This is a genomic window from Mesorhizobium waimense (assembly GCF_003601975.1).
GTDB lineage: Bacteria > Pseudomonadota > Alphaproteobacteria > Rhizobiales > Rhizobiaceae > Mesorhizobium > Mesorhizobium waimense.
In genome coordinates this window covers 1-2,788 of record NZ_QZWZ01000128.1, presented here as the reverse complement: position 1 = coordinate 2,788, position 2,788 = coordinate 1, and the positions used below count along the sequence as shown (strand labels likewise).

Genomic DNA, 2,788 nt, shown 5'->3' with positions numbered 1-2,788 from the left:
GGCAGGCGCAGCCCGATGCCAATTACCAGAGGATCGTCAGCAAGATCGGCAAGGCTCCCCCGCAGTACCCGGACATCGACGACGAGTGACGACGCACCGTGCCGCATCGAAAGGGTGGGTAATTACCGGTACGGCTTTGTCCATGCGGTCGATACAGCTCAGGATTTGTACGGCCTGTGGCCCATCGGGCCATTTGCGTGAGCCTACGAGCAGCCGTATCAGCAGATCGTTCAGGTCTTGCGGTGAATGGGTGTGCCGCGCATCGAGAATCTCCCAGAGTTTCCACACCAGGGCAGCATTCTCGGTAAGCGCTCGGGTCAAAAGGGCGGCGACGCTCAGGTCCTCGCGTTCAAGAGCACTGCATGCATTGCGCGCCAGCTCTTCGCTCCGCCAGATCAGCGCTTCGCGTGCGCACAGCAATTGGAATGGCGCTTTGGACCAAACCCCTAAAGCGGCAGCGTCGATACGAGCCGGCAGATTTTCGCGCAGCCGGGTCGCAAACTCGCGTGCTTCGACAAGCTCTGCAGAAACCATGTTCGGGCGGCCTTCATTTTCCTGCCCATCTTATCTGAGTCCCGCCGATCGGCGAACTCCGACCAAAGATCGGCCAAGTATCTCGCAATCTGAAAGCCAAGTTCCTCGATTTAGAGAACGCCATTCGGCACTCGCTGAAGTCGTTCGGCACCCGCTTGGGTAAGGACGGATGCGGGGCGTTCGAGTGGGCGGTGCGCCAGGCGGTGGCGGACGATCCGCTGCCGAGCGAACTATTGGACGCGATGCTGGCGGTGCGCGGCGCGTTAGAAACAATATTGCCGACTGTACGATCTCGTCGTCAAAATGGTGGCGCGTAGCGAGCCATGCCGGCCCTTCATGGCCATCCCCGGCGTCGGTCCGGTGATGACGCTCTCGTTCATGACGGCGATCGACGATCCCACGCGCTTTCGCCGCTCGCGCGACGTCGCCGCCTACTTCGGGCTAACCTGGCGGCGCTGGCAGTCAGGCGCTTCGATCGACGTTCAGGGCCGCATCTCGAAGGCCGGCGACGCGGACGTGCGGCGCACTTTACGAGGCGGCGTCAGGCCTGATGACGCGCTTCAAGGGCAAGGACAAGGTCAAAAGCTGGGGCAAGGAGATCGCCAAACGCTCCTGCCACCGCAAGGCCTGCGTCGCGGTAGCGCGCAAGCTGGCGGTGATCATGCACGCCATGTGGAGCGATGGCACGTTCTACGTCGGCGATCTGGCCGCGAGCGGGGCCGACGCCGCCCGGCGTGCGCAGGTCAAGGACCACAAGCTGCTGGGAGCGCATCGATGAGCGGTGCGGCGGCAATTGAAACGCATGGCGCCGGTACGCTGACGGATGCCATCTGAGCTAAGGAGATCCGCCTCGGCGGATGAGGACCGATGCAGACCAGGAACGACGGAACGCAAATTATCCTGCCTGCGGCCGCGCCGATCGCGAGACGGCCGGACCGCGCTCGATTGCCTGTGACGATGCTCCGTCAGTCCGATGGAAAAGTGCGCCACGACGGTTCGAGCGCTGCATTCGTGCAGCCAAAACACCCCGTCGCAGAGCGCGGAAGATTGCACGGCGCATCGGAACTCGACGCCCAAGAGCGGAATCGTAGCGCAGAGCATAGATTCGTATATTATTGCCTCCTAGAGGAGAAACGACGATGGCCACAAAGTATCGCCAAACACAACCGAATAAGATGGCTAGATAAAAGGCCGCGAGGTGCGGGCTGTGGCGGTTGTGTTATTCCAATAGGTTATTCCCATTTTTCGCGAGGTGTGGGTTTTTCCTGCACCTCCCAAGATCGTCGATTTTCGTTCTTCGTCCGTAGTTTAGCGCGATGTGTGGCCGCCCGGCTGGCGTTGGTGGGGGCTGGGGCAGGTAAAGGTGGGCGTGGTCAGAGATTGTTCTTGAGGTGGCCGTCGATATCGAGCAGTTGGGTAGACTACGTTAGCAACTCGCCGACCTAGCCTGAGGTGGCCCGCGATCGGCGAACTGCTCGCTGCAGCAGGGGGGGCGTCACTTCGGCCCGTGGAGCCGACGTCGCCAGCGCCGGCCGTAGGATGGCGGCCGAGCGCAGGCTTGTGGCTGGCGCCATCCTCCGCATTGCCTTCACGCTCAGTGGAAGCGAGCCAGTCGCGACACGTCCGCCCTCAAATCCAAGCCTCCGTCGGAGTGTTCGTCGGGCACGGCATCATATCCGAGATGCAGGCGCTACGCATCGCCCAGCCGCACTGGTTCTCGGCTGCTTGGGTCTGTTGATCCTGACACGAATGCGCAAACCGTCGTGTTACGCTTTGATGGTTTCACGCCACTGGCCTGATCGCCATCAAAGCAAATGGGAGAGCTTGCGATGTCTAGGATCGACCGCCGCGCCTTGCTCCTCCAGTCCGGCAACGCAGTCGTCGCCTCGTCGATGACGGCAACGGCGCTGAGCGTCCGAGCTGAGACCAAAAGCCGTCCAGCTTTCTGCGAGCACTGATTGGGGCGCAAAAGACAGCCTATGCTGAGTTCGGCAAAGCCCTGCACGAGATAGGCGGTGGCAGCGGCGACCGCGCCAGAACCAGCCGGGAAGAGGAGAGGGCGCTGCTCGGCATCTGCGGCTATATTGCCGTTGGAGGAGATCGCCTGGCCAAGGCACGATATCTTTTAGTGTCTGAATCAGAATGACCGTCGTGTTTTCATGCCCTTGCGAGCCTTCGGGTGAGCATGCGAATGTTTGCGATGTAGATCCACGCCTGTGCGGATTCGATTGATCGCTCGAAGTCCTTTGCCAGC

At 61.4% G+C, this 2,788-nt stretch carries 2 protein-coding genes and 2 pseudogenes; 2 read left to right on the top strand and 2 right to left on the bottom strand.

Annotated elements, in window-relative coordinates; all coding sequences use genetic code 11:
* Positions 1–36: 36 nt before the first annotated feature.
* Entirely contained in the window at positions 37–534 is a 498-nt protein-coding gene (locus tag D3227_RS41425) for a hypothetical protein (protein WP_147377828.1), read from the bottom strand.
* A gap of 89 nt (positions 535–623) precedes the next feature.
* Between D3227_RS41425 and D3227_RS40015 the strand changes: the two are divergent.
* A pseudogene (locus D3227_RS40015) lies at positions 624–1,312 on the top strand (transposase); the annotation flags it as partial.
* Between the two features lie 1,051 nt (positions 1,313–2,363).
* On the top strand, positions 2,364–2,492 hold the full coding sequence (locus D3227_RS44005; RefSeq protein WP_281035077.1) for a hypothetical protein: 129 nt from the start codon (positions 2,364–2,366) through the stop codon (positions 2,490–2,492).
* A gap of 199 nt (positions 2,493–2,691) precedes the next feature.
* Here the strand turns inward: D3227_RS44005 and D3227_RS40005 are convergent.
* A pseudogene (locus D3227_RS40005) lies at positions 2,692–2,788 on the bottom strand (IS5/IS1182 family transposase); the annotation flags it as partial.